Source organism: Pseudomonas sp. P4_C8 (assembly GCF_056401975.1).
Window position 1 is genome coordinate 163472 of record NZ_JBFUIH010000005.1, and the last position, 18120, is coordinate 181591.

Consider the following 18120-nt stretch of genomic DNA (forward strand, 5'->3'; position numbering starts at 1 on the left):
TATCCCGAGTGCGGGTTGCGTACGGCGCCTTGGGCTGGGCCTCGTCTAGACTTAACGGGTAGTCGTAGAAAGAACCAAACACGTCGCTTTGGTGCAGTCGAATCAATACCAGCGTGGCAAGCTGCCTTAATGCCCTATAAAAGGTGCGGCAAAGACCGCGCCGGGCACAACAAGATGCCCGCACAGGGTGCCCTGGCCAACGGCCTGACAATGCCACGATACCGTGACGTGGTGTGAATGCCGCAGCCGACACTTTCGGACGACCGACAACCGACTGGTTTGTCCGTGACCGTGAGGATTGCTGAATGCCTGATGAGATGTTGCACCTGCCAATGGTCAACAGCCTGCTGGAGCGCCACAAAGGCATTCCCGGCGCTCTGTTGCCCATCCTTCATGAGATTCAGGCCGGTATCGGTTACATCCCCGATGCCGCCATCCCCGAGATTGCCCACGCCCTCAATCAGAGTCAGGCCGAGATTCGCGGCGTTATCAGCTTCTACCATGACTTCCGCACCGCGCCGCCGGCCCGGCATATCCTGCGTCTGTGTCGGGCGGAGTCGTGCAAGAGTCGCGGTGCCGAGCAGCTTGCCGCGCAGTTGCGTGATCGCCTGCAACTGGATGATCACGGCAGCAGCGCCGATGGCAGCATCAGTTTGCGTCCGGTGTATTGCCTTGGTGCTTGTGCTTGTTCGCCGGCTCTGGAGCTTGATGGTCAGGTGCATGCGCGGCTCAGTGCCGAGCGTCTGGATGCCCTGCTCGACGCTTGCCGGGAGGACGTATGAGCCTCTATCTGTCCTGTGATTCCCTGGCCCGTGCCGTCGGTGCCGATGAGGTGGCCTCGGCCCTCGCCAGCCAAGACCTGCAACGCACCAGCTCTCGCGGCCTGTACTGGCTGGAACCGCTGTTGGAAATGGATACCCCGCAAGGTCGTATCGGCTTTGGCCCACTGACCGCTGCCGATGTGCCGTCCGTGCTCGATGCCCTGCAAGGCAATCCGTCTTCTCATCCGCTGGCCTTGGGGCTTGTAGAAGAGTTGCCTTATCTCAAGTCTCAACAACGTTTGCTGTTCGCCCGCGCCGGCATTACCCGTCCGCTATCGCTAGACGATTACCGTGCCCACGGCGGTTTCGAGGGTTTGAACAGGGCCGTCACCATTGGCGGTGATGAAACCGCGACCGCGGTGTTCGATTCGGGCCTGCGTGGCCGTGGCGGCGCAGCCTTCCCCGCCGGGATCAAATGGCGCACGGTGCGAGCCACTCAAGCGGCGCAGAAATACATTGTGTGCAACGCCGACGAAGGCGACTCCGGCACCTTTGCCGACCGAATGTTGATGGAAGGCGACCCCTTCCTGCTGATCGAAGGCATGGCCATTGCCGGCATCACCGTTGGGGCCAGCTACGGCTACATCTATGTGCGCTCGGAATACCCGGCTGCCGTGGCCACTCTGCGCGAGGCATTGGACATCGCCCGCTCCGCCGGTTACCTCGGCGCCAATGTCGGCGGCAGCGGCCAGGCCTTCGATATGGAAGTTCGTGTCGGTGCCGGCGCTTACATCTGCGGCGAAGAAACTGCGCTGCTGGACTCACTCGAAGGTAAACGCGGGATCGTCCGCGCCAAGCCGCCGATTCCAGCCTTGAAGGGGCTGTTCGGCCTGCCGACGCTGGTGCACAACGTGCTGACCCTAGCCTCGGTGCCGCTGATTCTGGCCAAGGGTGCGCAGTTCTATCGCGATTACGGCATGGGCCGTTCCCTCGGAACGATGCCTTTCCAACTGGCGGGCAATATTCTTCGTGGCGGTCTGGTGGAACGGGCCTTCGGCCTAACGCTGCGGGAATTGGTTGAAGACTACGGCGGAGGCACCGCCAGTGGCCGACCGCTGAAAGCCGCACAGGTCGGTGGCCCGCTCGGCGCCTGGGTGCCACCTTCGCAATTCGACACGCCGCTGGATTACGAAGCGTTCGCCGGCATCGGCGCGATGCTCGGTCACGGTGGTGTGGTGGTGGCTGACGACAGCCTCGACATGGCCCATATGGCGCGCTTCGCCATGCAGTTCTGCGCCGAGGAATCCTGTGGCAAATGCACGCCATGCCGCATCGGCTCGACCCGCGGCGTGGAGGTGATCGACCGGCTGCTGGCCGCGCCTGATCAGAGCGGTCGCGATGAGCAGGTGATCATCCTCAAGGACCTGTGTGACACCCTGCAATACGGTTCGCTGTGCGCCTTGGGCGGCATGGTTTCCTTTCCGGTCGCCAGCGCCCTCAAGTATTTCCCCGCCGACTTCGGTCTGCAGTCCTCGGAGGCCGACCAATGATCACTCTCTTCGACCCGAACACCGATATCGATTTAGGCACACCAGCCCGCGACAGCCAGGTGCAAGTCACCCTGAACATCGATGGCCGCAGCATCAGCGTGCCCGAAGGCACTTCGGTGATGCGCGCCGCCGCGCTGCTGGGCACCACCATTCCGAAACTGTGTGCCACCGACAGCCTGGAAGCCTTCGGCTCTTGCCGCATGTGCCTGGTGGAGATCGATGGCATGCGCGGCTACCCGGCGTCCTGCACCACGCCGGTCAGCGAAGGCATGAGCGTGCACACCCAGACGCCGAAACTCGCGACCCTGCGCCGCAACGTCATGGAGCTGTACATCTCCGATCACCCGCTGGACTGCCTGACCTGCTCGGCCAACGGCAACTGCGAGCTGCAAACCGTCGCTGGCCAAGTCGGCCTGCGTGAGGTGCGTTACGGCTATGAAGGCGATAACCATCTGGCCGACGTGAAGGACACTTCCAACCCCTATTTCGACTACGACCCGAGCAAGTGCATCGTCTGCAACCGCTGCGTGCGTGCCTGCGAAGAAACCCAGGGTACTTTTGCCCTGACCATTACTGGGCGCGGTTTTGAATCCCGCGTAGCCGCTGCCGGTGGCGAGAACTTCCTCGACTCGGAATGCGTGTCCTGCGGCGCCTGCGTGCAAGCCTGCCCCACCGCGACCCTGATGGAAAAAAGCGTGGTCGAATTGGGTCAGCCCGAACGGAGCGTAATCACCACTTGCGCCTATTGCGGCGTGGGCTGCTCGTTCCGTGCCGAGATGAAAGGCGACCAGTTGGTGCGCATGGTTCCGGACAAGAACGGCCACGCCAACCACGGCCACTCCTGCGTCAAAGGGCGCTTTGCCTGGGGCTACGCCACTCACCCGGATCGCATCACCAAACCGATGATCCGCCAGCACATCAACGACCCTTGGCAGGAAGTCAGCTGGGATGAAGCGGTGACCTACGCCGCCAGCGAGTTCCGCCGGCTCCAGCAAAAATACGGCCGCGATTCCATTGGTGGCATCACCTCCAGTCGCTGCACCAACGAAGAAACTTACTTGGTGCAAAAACTGGTGCGCGCCGCGTTCGGCAACAATAACGTCGACACCTGTGCACGGGTCTGCCACTCGCCGACCGGTTATGGCCTGAAACAAACCCTGGGCGAGTCCGCCGGCACCCAGAGTTTCGACTCGGTGATGCAGGCCGACGTGATCCTGGTGATGGGCGCCAACCCCAGCGATGCTCACCCGGTGTTCGCCTCCCAGCTCAAACGCCGTCTGCGTGAAGGCGCGCGACTGATCGTCATCGACCCACGACGCATTGATCTGGTGGACTCGGTGCATGCCCGCGCTGAATATCATTTGGCCCTGCGCCCGGGCACCAACGTCGCCATGCTCAACGCCTTGGCCCATGTCATCGTCACCGAAGGTCTGCTCAATCAGGCCTTTATCGACGCCCGTTGCGAGGGCAGCGATTTCGCCCGCTGGAGCGAGTTCGTCAGCCGCGCGGAAAACTCGCCGGAAGTGCTCGGCGCCATCTGCGGCGTAGACCCTGCCGACATCCGAGCCGCCGCCCGTCTGTATGCCACCGGTGGCAACGCGGCGATCTACTACGGCCTCGGCGTCACTGAGCACAGCCAAGGCAGCACCGCCGTCATGGGCATCGCCAACCTGGCCATGGCCACCGGCAACATCGGCCGCGAAGGTGTGGGCGTGAACCCGCTGCGGGGGCAGAACAACGTTCAGGGCTCCTGCGACATGGGTTCCTTCCCCCACGAGCTGCCCGGCTATCGGCACATCTCCAACGAAGTGGTACGGGCGCAGTTCGAACAGGCCTGGAACGTCACCTTGCAACCCGACCCGGGCCTGCGCATTCCGAACATGTTCGAGGCCGCTTTGGGCGGCAGTTTCAAGGGCCTGTATTGCCAGGGCGAAGACATCGCCCAGAGCGATCCCAATACCCAGCACGTCACCGCGGCGCTATCGGCCATGGAGTGCGTGGTGGTGCAGGATATTTTCCTCAACGAAACCGCCAAGTTCGCCCACGTGTTCTTGCCGGGCAGCTCGTTCCTGGAAAAAGACGGTACCTTCACCAACGCTGAGCGGCGCATCTCCCGAGTGCGCAAGGTCATGGAACCGCTGGGCGGCAAGGCCGACTGGGAAGGCACGGTGGCCCTGGCCAACGCGCTGGGTTACCCGATGAACTACACGCACCCATCTGAAATCATGGATGAAATCGCCAGCCTGACGCCGACCTTCACCAACGTCAGCTACGCCGCACTGGACAGCCACGGAAGCCTGCAATGGCCATGCAACGCCGAGGCACCGGACGGCACGCCGACCATGCACATCGATGAATTCGTGCGCGGCAAGGGGCGGTTCATGCTCACCGGCTACGTGCCCACCGAGGAAAAGGTCAACAATCGCTATCCCCTGCTGCTGACCACCGGACGCATCCTCAGCCAGTACAACGTCGGTGCCCAGACCCGCCGTACCGAAAACGTCGCCTGGCACGACGAAGACCGCCTGGAAATCCACCCGAGCGACGCCGAAAGTCGTGGCATCAACGAAGGTGATTGGGTCGGCATCGGCAGCCGCGCCGGACAGACCGTGCTGCGCGCGCGGGTCACCGAGCGGGTAGCCCCAGGCGTGGTGTACACCACCTTCCACTTCCCTGAATCGGGGGCCAACGTCATCACCACCGACAACTCCGACTGGGCCACCAACTGTCCGGAGTACAAGGTCACCGCCGTGGAGGTCAGCCGCGTCTACCACCCTTCCGAGTGGCAAAAACGCTATCAGGAGTTCAGCGACGAACAGCATCGTCTGCTCAACGAACGCCGTCAGGCGCGTGGCACTAAAGCCGAGGTACGCCGATGAGCACTGAAAACCTGATCAAAATGGTCAACCAGATCGCCCAGTACTTCGCCAGCGAACCGGACCAACAACAGGCAGTGCTCGGCGTGCGTAATCACCTGAAAATGTACTGGACGCCCGGCATGCGCAAGGAATTGCTGGCCTGGCAGACGGAGCATCAAGGGGCGGACATGCACCCACTGGCGCAGGCAGCCGTCAGTGGGGCGGGCTGGGAGGCGTAGGGTCACAGGAACCCTTGGGCGTGGGGTCGTGAGGAATCGCGGCTCCCGCTTAACAGGAAAAGGCGACCACTTGAGCTATCATCGCCGACCTGTGTGCCAAGAGCCTTGAACCCGGATGTCCGTATCTCTGCCATTGCCTGACGATTGCAACTCACTGCCTCCGGTGCTGGTCGGCCCGCTGTTACGGCGGCTGGAACCTGCACGGCTGGTCATGTGGCTCGTCGGATCCCGCGCGCTGTCGCTGACGTTGCGCCTGCAAAACTGCGACGACATCCGCCTGGATGCCGAGCAGTGCACTGTCATCCCCATCGGCACTCACGCGTTTATCCACTTGATTGATGTGCCGCTGGCGACTGCCCTGCCCTGCGACACACTGATCGAATACGACCTGTTGATCGATGACGCGATGACCGGCATCGCCGAGTGGGCCCCGCATCTGCTCTACGGCGACGCGCGTTACCCAAACTTTGTCCTGCGCTCGCGCATTGATCAGTTGCTGCATGGTTCCTGCCGCAAACCGCATCACCCGGCCACCGATGGGTTGCTCTGTGTCGACCGTTTGTTGGCCGAGGAACATGACGCCTCGCAGCGGCCGGCGTTGTTGATGATGAGCGGCGACCAGATTTACGCCGACGACGTTGCGGGACCGATGTTGCGGGCGATCCATGCCTTGATCGAACGGCTGGGCCTGTTTGAAGAACGCCTCGAAGGCGCAGTGGTCAGCGACAGCGCAAAACTCTACGAACACCCGGCCAGTTACTACCACCGTGCGGATTTGTTACCAGCGCTCAAGAGCAATGAAACCCTGCGTGATCGATTTTTCGGCGGCGCGCGTAAGCCGATTTTCACCAGCAGCAGTGCCGACAATCACCTGATGACCTTCGCCGAGGTGATGGCCATGTACCTGCTGGTGTGGTCGCCGACGCCCTGGACACTGATCAATCCGCAACCTCCCGCGCTGACGCTCACACGACACAAACTGTATGCCGTTGAACAAACGCATATTGATGACTTCCAGTCGGGCCTGGGTGGTGCCGCACGGGCAATGGCGCATCTGCCTTGCCTGATGATCTTCGACGACCACGACATTACCGACGACTGGAATCTGTCCGCGCAATGGGAGGAAACGGCCTACGGCCATCCGTTCTCCAAGCGCATCATCGGCAACGCCTTGATCGCCTACATGCTGTGCCAGGGCTGGGGCAACAACCCGGATGCGTTTGGCGAGGTACTGGAAAAAACCCGCTTATTCAGCGCCACCGGGGGCGACCGTTATCTCGATAGCCCGGTGCAAGATGACTTGATCGATGCACTGTTGAGATTTCAGCAGTGGCAGTACGTGCTGCCCACCACGCCCGCACTGGTGGTGATCGATACCCGCACCCGGCGCTGGCGCAGCGAGATGAACCTCAAGCAACCCTCGGGGCTGCTGGACTGGGAAGCCCTCAGCGAACTGCAACAGGAACTGCTCGACCATCCATCGGCGATCATCGTTTCACCCGCGCCGATCTTCGGCGTCAAACTGATCGAAACCGTACAGAAAGTCTTCAGCTGGTTCGGTTATCCACTGCTGGTGGACGCCGAAAACTGGATGGCGCATCGCGGCGCCGCCCAAGTGATCCTGAACATTTTCCGACACTCGCGCACACCGGGTAACTACGTGGTGCTGTCCGGTGATGTGCATTATTCCTTCGTCTACGAAGTGTTTATCCGACACCGCAAGGCCGGCCCGAAAATCTGGCAGATCACCAGCAGCGGCATCAAAAACGAATTCCCGCCCCGACTGCTCGAATGGTTCGACCGCCTCAATCGCTGGCTCTATTCGCCGCGCTCGCCACTTAACTGGCTGACCAAACGCCGCCGCATGCGCATCGTCCCGCATACCCCCGAACATGCCGAGGCCGGCGAACGGCTATGGAACTCGGCGGGCATCGGCCAGGTGTTCTTCAATGAGAAAGGACAACCCCAGGACATTTATCAGCACAACTCAAACGGCTCGCCCAAAACCCGGATGGTTGCGCCTGAACATGACGACTGAAATGGCGATTGACCATGAACCTCACCCGAACGCTGATCATCGGCAACTCTGGCTCTGGCAAAAGTTGGCTGGCGGAACGATTGGCAGCACAACTCAAGGTGCCATGGATCGATCTCGACAAGATTCACTGGATCTCGGACGAACACAGCATCGCCCGACCGTATGCTGCAGCACTGGACATAGCGCGGGTTGCGGCCGATGAAGAACAGTGGGTTATCGAAGGCGTTTATGGCTGGATCGTCAGCGAGCTTATGCACCGGGCAACGGCGCTGATCTGGTTGTGTGTTGATGACGAAAACTGTGTTGCCAATATTCGTCAGCGAGAACAAAGACCGGACAATGACGTGTTGCTGATGGCGTTGCTGGAATGGGCCGCCAGTTATCGGATGCGCGAGGACTCCAGTGGATTTACCGCGCACCGGCAATTGTTCAAAGGGTTCAACGGCTCAAAAATCAAACTCATGGATCGAGCCGAAATCACGGCTTTCACCGACTCCTCTCACACTGTTTAACAAGGATATGTATTGATCGTTCCCACGCTCCGCGTGGGAATGCGGCCAGGGACGCTCCGCGTCCACAAAAGTGTGACGCAGAGCGTCACAAGAGGCATTCCCACGCAGAGCGTGGGAACGATCAGTTGTGTATCAAACCGCATTCACGGCCCGACCAACCCCTCTGACAATCATCTCCACTTCCCGCTCATCAATCGTCAACGGCGGCAGCAGGCGAATGGTCTTGCCCCGTGTAACGTTGATCAACAGACCGTGATCCCGCGCGGCGATTAGGGTCAGGTCGCGGATTGGTTGCTTGAGTTCAATACCGATCATCAAGCCTTGACCACGGATCGCCAGGACGTTCGTATCATCCGCCAATTCGCTACGTAATCTGGCCAGCAGACGTTCGCCTTGAAGCCTGGCATTTTCAATCAAGCCTTGCTCTTCAATGATGTCCAGCACGGTACAACCGACACGACAGGCCAATGGATTACCGCCAAAGGTGCTGCCGTGGCTGCCGGGGGTGAACAGTTCGGCGGCTTTTCCTCGGGCCAGACAGGCGCCGATAGGGATGCCGTTGCCCAGGCCTTTGGCCAACGTCATGACGTCCGGGACGATGCCTTCGTGCTGAAACGCGAACCATTGACCGGTGCGGCCGACGCCGGTCTGGATTTCGTCGAGCATCATCAACCAAGAGCGTTTGTTGCACAGTTCGCGCACCGCTTTGAGATAACCGGGCGGCGCCAACTGGACGCCGCTTTCGCCCTGGATCGGCTCCATCAGGATCGCCACGATTCGTTGGCCGTAGGCCTGCTGCACGTGATCCAGTGCGCTGAGATCACCGAACGGCACTTTGACGAAATCCCCCGGCAACTCATTGAAGCCCAGGCGCACAGCCGGGCCATCGCTGGCGGATAAAGTGCCCAGCGTTCGGCCATGAAAAGCGTTCTCCATGACCACCACCAGCGGTTGTTCGACACCTTTGTGCCAGCCGTAAAGCCGTGCGAGTTTCAGCGCGGTTTCATTGGCTTCAGCCCCGGAGTTGTTGAAGAACGCCCGGTCCATGCCCGCCAAATTCGTCAGTTTCCGGGCCAACCGCTGTTGCCAATCGATGCTGTAGAGGTTGGACGTGTGCAACAGCAAACCAGCCTGCTCGCTGATCGCCGAGACGATTCGAGGATGGGAGTGGCCAACGTTGGTCACCGCCACGCCCGCCACCGCGTCCAGGTATTCACGACCGGCCTCATCCCAAAGGCGCGTACCCAGCCCTCTGCTGAAACTCAGGGCCAGCGGTTGGTAAGTGCTCATCAGGCAGGCGGCGGTCATGGCATCAAGCTCCATCAATGGTCGGTGTTTTTGCAGTATGGTTAGCCACCTGAGCTGGATAAACGCCGTAATACTTCAATCATCTTAAAGCCGAGCTTGATAATGGATTTGTTCCAGGCAATGACCGTTTACGTACGCGTGGTGGAGGCTGGCAGCATGACGGCCGCCGCGCAGCAGTGTGAAATGTCCACGACCATGGTCGGCAATCACCTGCGCGCACTGGAGCAACGTCTGGGCGTGCGCTTGCTCAACCGTACGACACGGCGCCAGCGCCTGACGGAATTCGGCTCCGCGTATTACCTGCGTTGTCTCGAAGTATTAGGGTTGGTGGCCGATTCCGAACGTCTGGCCGAACAGAGTCAGGACGCGCCGAGTGGAATCTTGCGCATCACGGCACCGCTGACCTTTGGCACGGAAAAGCTTGCGCCAGCGCTCAGCGAATTTTCTCTGCAATGTCCACAGGTCAAACTGGACGTGGTGCTCACTAACGGGCGCCCCGATCTACTCGAAAACGGCCTCGATGTGGCGTTTCGCCTGGGCGCCATTGAGCCGTCCAACCTGATCGCCCGCCCGCTGATCGACTACACCCTGACCATGTGCGCATCACCGGAATACCTGGCACGCCGTACCACGCCGGAAAAACCCGAAGATCTGCAACATCACGATTGTTTGTCCTTTGCCTACCCGGTCGGGGATGACTGGCAATCGGTCGCAAAACAATGGCGTCTGAGCGGGCCGGAAGGCGATGTGATGGTGGCCGTCAGTGGTCCGATGCTGATCAATAGCTCCGCAGGGTTGCATCAGGCTGCTCGAACCGGGATGGGCATCGTGATGTTGCCTGATGCACTGGTCGAACAGGACCTGTTCAATGGAAAACTGGTGGCGTTGATGCAGAACTATCAACTGCCGAGCCGGCCGATGCACCTTGTGTACGCTCAGGATCGCTACCGCTTACCGAAATTACGCCATTTCGTCGACTTTGCTATGCAGTTATGGGGCAAGTACTAGGCATGGCAATGCGCCATGCACTAATCTCGACGCCAGGCGAATCAAATGAAAGCTGTGCGTCAGGGAGAGTGGTGATGGGGGAAGCGACAAATATCAAGCCATTGAAACTCAATGTGTCAGATTTTAGCGAAGACCTGCTCCACACTATTCTGGAACTGGTCAGCGACGGTATTTGGGACTGGAACGCCAACACAGGTTTTGTCTACCGCAACCCTGGTTGGTACAAGATGCTCGGTTACGAGCCTCATTCCCTGGACAACACTGCGTTGACTTGGGAGAACCTCATCCACCCTGAAGATTACCCCTCAGTCATGGCCGTGTTTGATGATTACCTGCAACAGCGCGCGCCCACCTATCAGGCCGAATATCGCTGCCGCATGCTGGACGGCAGTTACACCTGGATCGAAGATCGCGGCTATGTGCTGTCCCGCAACGCCGACGGCACGGTAGCGCGGATGGTCGGTGCGCACCGCAGCATCGACGACAAGCGACGTCTGCTCGAAGAGTTGGAACGACGCACTCACTCCCTTGAAGCGACCGTTGAAGAGCGAACCCGGGAGTTGTCTCAGGTCAACCAGCAGCTTCAGGTTCAACTCGAAGAAAACCGCAAACTGGCAGAAACCGATACGCTGACCGCCATTGCCAATCGCTACCTGATGGAAAAAACCCTGCCTCAGGAATGCGAACGAGCACAACGCTTTCGACGCCCCCTGTCCCTGATCGCCATGGACATCGACGACTTCAAGATCATCAACGATCACTACGGCCATGCCTTGGGTGATGCGGCAATAGTGCAGGTGGTCGAGAGCGTGAAGCACTGCGTGCGCGAAGGTGATCTGCTGGCGCGATGGGGGGGTGACGAGTTCATCATGATCCTTCCCGCTACCTCGTTGACTGATGCCAGGATCCTCGCTCAAAAAATCCGCGATGGCCTGTTGAGCTTGCCACCGGTGGGCGAGTTTCAAGTGACCATGAGTTTCGGCGTGGTCCAGCGCTTCGAAGAAGAACAACAGACCGGATTGCTGGCCCGGGCCGACCAGGCGCTGTATCGGTCGAAGGTGGCGGGCAAGAATGTGATTTCGGGGTGAGTGACGTCCTGCACATCCGCGATGTACTCCCCTCGGAAGTGGAGTCCGTACGAGTCTTTCTTGGCGAAAATGGATGGGCCCACCGCACCGGTTCAACTGAACATTTTGCGCAATTGATCACTAACTCCCAACGTACAGCGCTTGCATTGAAGGGCACCAAAATCGTTGGGTTTGCCCGTGGTATCACTGACGGTCTGTCCAACGGTTATCTATCGATGGTGGTCGTGAATGGACAACATCGGCGTGAAGGTATCGGCCGGGCACTGGTTGAACACGTCATGGGACAGAACGCCGATATCACCTGGGTGTTGCGAGCTGGCCGGGAAGGCGCCTCGGCGTTCTTTTCAAGCATGGGCTTTGAAACGTCGACCATCGCAATGGAGCGCCCGCGTCGTAAATAGCCAGACGACCATTCACATCCCTGCCTTCACCAACACCGGTTTCTCCTGATACCGATCGGGATACAACCGTTTCAACTGCGCCACTTTCGGTAGATCGTTGATCACGATGTACGGATAGGTCGGGTGCTCGGTCAGAAAATCTTGATGCTCCTCCTCTGCCGGGTAGAAACCGTTGTAGGTTTCCAGCTTGGTCACAATGGGTTTGTTGAACGAATGAGCAGCGTCAAGCTGGGCAATGTAAGCCTGGGCAATGCGTTGCTGTTCGGTGTTCTCAGTGAAAATCGCCGACCGGTATTGAGTGCCGCTGTCGGGGCCCTGGCGGTTCAGTTCTGTGGGGTTATGGGCCACCGAAAAATAGATCTGCAGCAACGTCCCGTAGCTGACCTGAGCCGGATCGTAAGTGACTTCGACGGATTCCGCATGGCCGGTATTGCCCTCGCTGACCCGTTCATAGTGGGCGGTGTTGGCGGCACCACCGGCGTAACCAGAGATAGCTTTTTTCACACCTTTAACGTGCTGAAAAACACCTTGGACGCCCCAAAAACATCCGCCGGCAAACACCACTTTTTCGCTGTGGGCCTGGGTTGTTTCATCCACAGCTGGCGGGGGGATGACGACGGCTTCTTCGGCACCGAACGAAAATGCCGAGCACTGACTAATAACGCCGGCAGCGGCCATTCCCAACAGGGTGCGGCGCCAGGTGAACAGGGTTTTCATGGGGCAGACTCCTCAACCAATGGAATGATTTCAACCGAACGTAAACGCATAAGCCGACACACCCGGATCGAGAAATTCGATGCTAAACGTCCGGTCCGTGACGCTGCCGCTCTGACGTATCAACTGATACAAACGCTGTGAGTTCACACTGCCGCTGCCATCGGGCGCCACATCGGTGCCGTGGGCGTCACCAGGGGCTTTGCCGTCAATGAGCACTTTGAATCGCACCGGTTTACCGTCGGCACCGGGACCCAGCACCAAGTGCAAATCGCGTGCATGGAAGCGATAGACGATGCGACTGGCTGGCGCGCTGGAAGTCGCACGCTCTGAACCGACATTCCATTTTCCGTCCAGACTCCAATCGTTGAGGGCCAGTTCGGCGGGTGAGGTGTACGCGGTCACTTTGTCAGGCACGAGACTTGTCTCGGGGACGAAATGCTCGGCACGCTGGAAACCGACATAGGTTTCCGGTGATTGCACTTCGTTCATGTCCGGCGCGAGTTGAACCCCTGTCGCATCCGCAGTGATCAGACCGTCAGCGACCTTCACCGCTCCCGCTTCACGCAGCAGTTGCTGAATGACCCTTTCCGACTCGGCGTACTCGCCTTCACCGAAGTGGTGATAACGAATGCGCCCCTGTGCGTCCGCAAAATAATGGGCCGGCCAGTATTCGTTGTTGAAGGCACGCCAGATTTTGTAGTCGTTATCGATGACCACGGGGTAGTTGATGCCCAGGTCTTTCATGGCTTTGGTGACATTGCCGACATCCCGTTCAAAGGCGAATTCCGGTGCATGCACACCGATCACCACTAATCCCTGATCGCGATACTTTTCGGCCCAGGCTTTCACATACGGCAAGGTGCGCAGGCAGTTGATGCAGGAGTAAGTCCAGAAATCCACCAGCACGACTTTGCCCTTCAGGGCCTGAGTGGTGAGCGGTGGCGAATTGAGCCATTGCACCGCGCCATCCAGCGATGGGAGGTTGCCTTCAATCGGCAAGCCGCCCGCTGCCTTGGCACTCGCTTTCATCGCGCCACCCGCGGCCATCATCGCCCCGCTGTTATTCGCAGACTTACCGGCCAAACGGCCGACCAAGGCTTGCTCGATCCCGCCGGTGGACGCGGTTGAAACCCGTGCCAGAATTCCCGTATCCAGCCCCAACGCAATCGCGGCGACACCCGCCAGCATTGCCGCTCCCAGACCGCGCCGTAGCCATTCGCCAGCACCTATTGAACGCTTCATTGCTGCGAAAACTTTACCGCCAAGCAGCAACGCCACCGCGAGCGACGTGGCGGCACCTGCCGCGTAAGCCAGCAGCAACAACGTGGTTTCGATGCTTGCCCCTTGCAGCGCCGCCCCTGTCAGCAACAGACCCAAAATCGGCCCGGCGCAAGGTGCCCAGAGCAGGCCCGTGGCGACGCCGATCAGGAACGAAGCTCCGGGACGCGGCCGGGTATCGGCGCCAGCGACTTCCGACAATCGGCTGCCGGCCGCCACCAGTGGCCGCGTCAGTCGCTCGGCCAATCGAGGCAGCAACAGCGTCAGCCCGAACAGGGCAACGAACAGCAACGCGAGCCAGCGACCGTACTGATTGACTTGCACCACCCAACCGCCGCCCACCGCCGCCAACGTGGCGACCAAGGCGAAGGTCAGCGCCATCCCTGCCAATAGCGGCAAGCCACTTTTCATAAACGACTGCCCGGATCGAGCGAAGACAAAGGGCAGCACCGGCAGAATGCAGGGGCTGACTATCGTCAGCACACCACCGAGATAAGCGAGAACCAAAAGCCACATAGCGTCGACCTGCATCAAGTGAGTGAAAGGAAATGCCCATGGATCAAGCCGCCTGTGGCTGGAACTTCAGCGCCAGACCGTTCATGCAGTAACGCAGACCGGTGGGTTTCGGCCCGTCGTCGAAGACATGGCCCAGATGACCGCCACATCGCCGGCAGTGGACTTCTTCACGCAACACACCAAAGGACCGGTCCTGACGAGTGGCCACCGCTTTGTCCAGGGGTGCCCAGAAGCTGGGCCAGCCGGTGCGACTGTCAAACTTGGTGTCGGATGAGAACAGCGGCAAATCACACCCGGCGCAGGCGAAAACGCCCTCGCGATGTTCATTGTTCAACGGGCTGCTGTAGGCCCGCTCGGTGCCCTCTTTACGCAGGACTTCGTACTGCTCGTCGCTGAGCATGGCGTGCCATTCGCTGTCGCTGTGGGTCACCTCGAACACCTCTGCCGCACGGACCTCACTGACCAGTGCGGTACTGGCGGCAAATTTTGGCAACACACCGATCACCAGGGCTGCAGCGCCCAGCCCGCCGCCCGCTACAAGAAACTGCCGCCGTGAAAACATGGCCTTCTCCAAAATTCCAGGTGCCTGATATAGAACACAGCCTAGGCTTGGGTTGATCGCCAAATCCTCACGAGCAGTTAAACAATTCGTGATAACTCGGACTGAGGAAAACCCGCACAATGTGCCCATTGCGCTACAAAGGATTGAGCTTTATGGAACAGACCAAACGCGTCCTGGTGGTAGAGGACGACCTGCACATCGCCGACCTTATCTGCCTGCATCTTCGCGATGAGCAGTTCGAGGTGGTGCACTGCGCCGACGGTGATGAAGGCATGCGCCTGTTGCAGCAAGGAAGCTGGGACGCCTTGATCCTCGACCTGATGTTGCCCGGTGTCGACGGCCTGGAAATCTGCCGCCGTGCCCGGGCGATGGCCCGCTACACCCCGATCATCATCACCAGTGCGCGCTCCAGCGAAATGCACCGGATCCTGGGGCTGGAGCTCGGCGCCGACGACTACCTCGCCAAACCCTTTTCGATGCTGGAACTGGTCGCCCGGGTCAAAGCCTTGCTGCGCCGGGTCGACGCCATGGCCCGCAACCTGAAGATGGACTCGGGCAGCCTGATGACGGACGGTCTGTCCATCGACCCGATCACCCGCGATGTCTCTCTCGACGGTCGGCGTCTGGACCTCACACCACGGGAATTCGACTTGCTGTACTTCTTCGTCCGCCAACCCGGCAAGGTGTTCTCGCGCATGGATTTGCTCAATGCGGTCTGGGGCTACAGCCATGAAGGTTACGAGCACACAGTGAACACTCACATCAACCGGCTGCGGGCCAAGATCGAAGCCGATCCGGCGCTCCCTGCGCGCATCCTCACGGTGTGGGGTCGTGGCTACAAATTCGCCGTCAAGGAGGAGCAGCCATGAGGCTGACCCTGACACAACGCCTGTCCCTGGTGTTCGCCATTCTGTTACTGGTGTGCTGCGGCACATCGGCATGGATGCAAGTGCGCTCCAACCGGATGCATGAACTGGAAGTGGTCCAGGGGCTGTCGCGCGATCTGGCGCAACACATCACCCATGACACGGTGCTGATGGACAGCAGCGGCCTGATGCCCAATGCCATTCGTGAATTGTTCAGCAAACTCATGCAGGTCAATCCCAGCGTTGAGGTCTATCTGCTGGACACCCAGGGCAAGATTGTCGGAAGTGCCGCACCGGAAGGCCGGATACGTCGGGAGCGGATCGATCTGGGACCGATCCAGCGCTTGCTCAAAGGCGATGCCCTGCCGATTCTCGGCGATGACCCGCGCAGCATCGATGGCCGCAAAGTGTTCAGCGCCGCGCCATTGCGGGTCAACGGTCAACCGGTCGGCTATCTCTATGTGGTACTGCTCAGCGAAGAACACGACCGCTTCGCCGAACAAGGTGCCACCAGCGCCGCGCTCAATACTGCCCTGATGTCCATCGGTCTGGTGGCGTTGTTGTGCCTGATCGCAGGCCTCACGGCCTTTGCCCTGATTACCCGACCGTTGCGGCGCTTGACCGAAAGGGTCAGCCAGTTCGACATCGATGGCGTTCCCTCCACACCACCGGCCTCGGAACCGCTAGAAAAAGCCGCCAGTCACGATGAAATTGCCGTGCTGGACGCCGCCTTCCGGCAGATGCAAACCCGCCTCAATGAACAGTGGCGCTCGCTGACGCGTCAGGACCAGGAGCGCCGAGAGCTCGTGGCGAATATTTCCCACGACCTGCGAACGCCCTTGGCCTCGCTGCACGGGTACCTGGAAACCCTGTCGCTCAAGGACGCCACGCTATCCCCTGCTGACCGGCGTCGCTATCTGGGCATCGCCCTGGATCAAAGCCGCAAGGTGGGTGGGCTGGCGCAATCGCTGCTGGAACTGGTCAGGCTGGAACACGGATTCGTACAACCGGTACTGGAGCGCTTCTCGCTGACCGATCTGGTGCAGGATATTTTTCAGAAATTCGAATTGACCGCCGAAGCGCGCCAGATTGAGCTGAAGGCCACCTTCGCCCCCAACGTTTCTGCGGTCTGCGCCGACCTGGGGCTGATCGAGCGGGTGTTGACCAACCTGTTCGACAATGCCCTGCGCGATACCCCTCAAGGTGGAGAAATCGAACTGAGCCTGCGCCCCCAAGGACCGTTTATCGAAGTCACTGTCAGCGATACCGGGCCAGGCATTGCTACGCCGTTGCGCGAAGGTCTGTTCCTGCGCCCCTTCAACATTGGCGGTGCTCGGCGCGATGGCGGGTTGGGGCTGCGTATCGTGCATCGGATCCTGCAATTGCATGGCCGCGAGATACAGCTGATCGATCTGCCCGGGCGCGGTGCGACCTTTCGCTTCTCCTTGCCGGTGGATCAGCAAACGGCGGAACAATGGGCGGCTCACTCGATGAATCTGAATTCGATGGGGAAATAGCCCGTAGCACACGTTCCGGCAATGCCCACAAATGTCCTCACGCAAAAATCATGACCAACCGCCTGTTCATCCGTGACAACGCTGCCGCGGTCCAATAGATTAGGCGACCTGAAAAGGCCCTGTGCTTTCTCGCCTCAATTCAAGTTAAAAGAAGTAGTGAAATTTCAATGTCCGATTCCAACACCGCTGAATCCGTAATCACCTTGTCGTCCAAAGCGGAATACGAAAACTCCATCAATCTTTCACAGCATGTGCCTCAGGCCAAGATCATCAGCGAGATGGTCCTGGACGCTTTTCAATCCACCCGGGAAAGCGACCAGATCCGCGAGCTGCGCGCCGCGATTCGCCAGGCTCATGACAGCTTCGACGACGATAAAGCCTATGAACTGATGGGCGAACTCAAGCAACTCAAGGACGCGGAAGCAGCCGACATTGCGGCTCTGGAAGACCTGAGCAGCAAATTTTCGATCAGCCGGATTCTCTCCAGCTTCAAGGATGACCCGGCGTTTCAGGAAATCGTCTACGGCCTGGCGCTGAAAGTGCTGAACCAGACTCACCAGGCCATCAGCAACCCGAGCAGTGGCAAAAGCAAAGTGGCTCGCGCCAAGAAAGATCTCGAAGTGTTCACCATCAGCAAAGATGGCATGAGCGTCACCCTGCCGCTGCGGACCCCGCGTTCAAGCCTGAACGTTGACCGCAAAGCGCTGGAATTCCTCGGCTTTACCTTCGTCGGCGAAGGCGATGAAGCGGAGCTGGAAAGCGAGACGTTCCTGGACAATTCCGGGGCCGAACAAGCGGTCAACCGCAAGAACATCATCACCGCACTGCAGCAGCAAACCGCGTTCGACGGCTATAGCATCGCCGCGCAGTAACACGTTTCACCCGAAAGCCCCGCCCTTGC

General features: G+C 59.7%; 16 protein-coding genes. 12 read left to right on the plus strand and 4 right to left on the minus strand.

Translation table 11 applies throughout. From position 1 onward, the window contains the following. Positions 1-305: 305 nt before the first annotated feature. From AC1DWM_RS04630 to AC1DWM_RS04655, 6 genes are all read left to right on the plus strand, one after another. Positions 306-782 (plus strand): formate dehydrogenase subunit gamma, encoded by a 477-nt coding sequence (locus AC1DWM_RS04630; protein WP_477794713.1) that lies wholly within the window; start codon positions 306-308, stop codon positions 780-782. Then, complete coding sequence (locus AC1DWM_RS04635; RefSeq protein WP_477794714.1) at positions 779-2311, plus strand: formate dehydrogenase beta subunit; 1533 nt, start codon at positions 779-781, stop codon at positions 2309-2311. The genes AC1DWM_RS04630 and AC1DWM_RS04635 overlap by 4 nt, the downstream gene beginning before the upstream one ends. Next, on the plus strand, positions 2308-5190 hold the full coding sequence (gene fdhF / locus AC1DWM_RS04640; protein WP_223518674.1) for a formate dehydrogenase subunit alpha: 2883 nt from the start codon (positions 2308-2310) through the stop codon (positions 5188-5190). The genes AC1DWM_RS04635 and fdhF overlap by 4 nt, the downstream gene beginning before the upstream one ends. Further along, complete coding sequence (locus AC1DWM_RS04645; protein WP_223518671.1) at positions 5187-5408, plus strand: formate dehydrogenase subunit delta; 222 nt, start codon at positions 5187-5189, stop codon at positions 5406-5408. Before fdhF ends, AC1DWM_RS04645 begins: the two co-directional genes overlap by 4 nt. Positions 5409-5523: 115 nt before the next feature. After that, positions 5524-7446, plus strand: coding sequence for an alkaline phosphatase D family protein (locus tag AC1DWM_RS04650; protein ID WP_477794715.1), 1923 nt, complete (start codon positions 5524-5526; stop codon positions 7444-7446). Between the two features lie 14 nt (positions 7447-7460). Then, positions 7461-7958 (plus strand): P-loop NTPase family protein, encoded by a 498-nt coding sequence (locus AC1DWM_RS04655; protein ID WP_477794716.1) that lies wholly within the window; start codon positions 7461-7463, stop codon positions 7956-7958. Between the two features lie 132 nt (positions 7959-8090). On the opposite strand, the gene AC1DWM_RS04660 is transcribed toward AC1DWM_RS04655, so the two are convergent. Continuing rightward, on the minus strand, positions 8091-9266 hold the full coding sequence (locus AC1DWM_RS04660) for an aspartate aminotransferase family protein (RefSeq protein WP_223518666.1): 1176 nt from the start codon (positions 9264-9266) through the stop codon (positions 8091-8093). A gap of 102 nt (positions 9267-9368) precedes the next feature. Between AC1DWM_RS04660 and AC1DWM_RS04665 the strand changes: the two genes are divergently transcribed. The 3 genes from AC1DWM_RS04665 (at position 9369) to AC1DWM_RS04675 (ending at position 11763) form a co-directional block, all read left to right on the plus strand. Next, positions 9369-10274 (plus strand): LysR family transcriptional regulator, encoded by a 906-nt coding sequence (locus AC1DWM_RS04665; RefSeq protein ID WP_477794717.1) that lies wholly within the window; start codon positions 9369-9371, stop codon positions 10272-10274. A 74-nt stretch (positions 10275-10348) separates the two neighbouring features. Continuing rightward, positions 10349-11362 (plus strand): sensor domain-containing diguanylate cyclase, encoded by a 1014-nt coding sequence (locus tag AC1DWM_RS04670; protein WP_223518662.1) that lies wholly within the window; start codon positions 10349-10351, stop codon positions 11360-11362. Beyond that, the gene (locus AC1DWM_RS04675) at positions 11359-11763 is read left to right on the plus strand and encodes a GNAT family N-acetyltransferase (protein WP_477794718.1); all 405 of its coding nucleotides are present in this window, start codon (positions 11359-11361) and stop codon (positions 11761-11763) included. Before AC1DWM_RS04670 ends, AC1DWM_RS04675 begins: the two co-directional genes overlap by 4 nt. A 12-nt stretch (positions 11764-11775) precedes the next feature. Here AC1DWM_RS04675 and msrA read toward each other — a convergent pair whose 3' ends face one another. Genes msrA through msrB form a run of 3 tightly spaced genes read right to left on the minus strand, consistent with a single transcriptional unit; the run spans position 11776 to position 14836 of the window. After that, entirely contained in the window at positions 11776-12480 is a 705-nt protein-coding gene (gene msrA, locus AC1DWM_RS04680) for a peptide-methionine (S)-S-oxide reductase MsrA (RefSeq protein ID WP_223518660.1), read from the minus strand. A 30-nt stretch (positions 12481-12510) separates the two neighbouring features. Then, positions 12511-14274 carry a cytochrome c biogenesis protein DipZ gene (locus tag AC1DWM_RS04685; RefSeq protein ID WP_477794719.1) on the minus strand — a complete coding sequence of 588 codons (1764 nt, stop codon included), beginning with the start codon at positions 14272-14274 and terminating at the stop codon, positions 12511-12513. 43 nt (positions 14275-14317) lie between these two features. Next, complete coding sequence (msrB, locus tag AC1DWM_RS04690; RefSeq protein WP_477794720.1) at positions 14318-14836, minus strand: peptide-methionine (R)-S-oxide reductase MsrB; 519 nt, start codon at positions 14834-14836, stop codon at positions 14318-14320. A gap of 152 nt (positions 14837-14988) precedes the next feature. Between msrB and AC1DWM_RS04695 the strand changes: the two genes are divergently transcribed. From AC1DWM_RS04695 to AC1DWM_RS04705, 3 genes are all read left to right on the plus strand, one after another. Then, on the plus strand, positions 14989-15705 hold the full coding sequence (locus tag AC1DWM_RS04695; RefSeq protein ID WP_123435046.1) for a response regulator transcription factor: 717 nt from the start codon (positions 14989-14991) through the stop codon (positions 15703-15705). Then, on the plus strand, positions 15702-17219 hold the full coding sequence (locus AC1DWM_RS04700) for a sensor histidine kinase (protein WP_477794721.1): 1518 nt from the start codon (positions 15702-15704) through the stop codon (positions 17217-17219). Before AC1DWM_RS04695 ends, AC1DWM_RS04700 begins: the two co-directional genes overlap by 4 nt. A gap of 167 nt (positions 17220-17386) precedes the next feature. Beyond that, positions 17387-18091, plus strand: a complete 705-nt coding sequence (locus tag AC1DWM_RS04705) for a hypothetical protein (RefSeq protein ID WP_477794722.1) — start codon at positions 17387-17389, stop codon at positions 18089-18091. Positions 18092-18120 lie beyond the last annotated feature (29 nt).